The sequence below is a fragment of the Streptomyces actinomycinicus genome, assembly GCF_016741775.1.
Taxonomy (GTDB): Bacteria; Actinomycetota; Actinomycetes; order Streptomycetales; family Streptomycetaceae; genus Streptomyces; species Streptomyces actinomycinicus.
In genome coordinates this window covers 1-434 of record NZ_JAERRK010000085.1, presented here as the reverse complement: position 1 = coordinate 434, position 434 = coordinate 1, and the positions used below count along the sequence as shown (strand labels likewise).

Here is a 434-nt window from a genome sequence, read left to right as displayed (position 1 = left end):
GCCGCCGTCTGGGAGTAGATCGGGCGGAGCAGGTCGAGGTCGCGGATGATCGCGGCCGGACGGAGGTCGAAGACCTCGTCGACGGCCTTCTCGATCTTCTCGTGGTCGACCTTGGCGGTGCCGAAGGTCTCCACGAAGAGACCGACGGGCTCGGCCTTGCCGATGGCGTAGGCGACCTGGACCTCGCAGCGGGCGGCCAGCCCGGCCGCGACGACGTTCTTGGCGACCCAGCGCATGGCGTAGGCGGCCGAGCGGTCCACCTTGGACGGGTCCTTGCCGGAGAAGGCGCCGCCGCCGTGCCGGGCCATGCCGCCGTAGGTGTCGATGATGATCTTGCGGCCGGTCAGGCCGGCGTCGCCCATCGGGCCGCCGATCTCGAAGCGGCCGGTCGGGTTGACCAGCAGCCGGTAGCCCTCGGTCTCCAGCTTGATGCC

General features: G+C 70.7%; 1 protein-coding gene. It reads right to left on the bottom strand.

The genetic code is table 11. The features are described from left to right. Nucleotides 1-434, bottom strand: a 434-nt coding sequence (locus JK359_RS38605) for a methionine adenosyltransferase domain-containing protein (RefSeq protein ID WP_201844407.1), incomplete at both ends; no start/stop codon positions are given.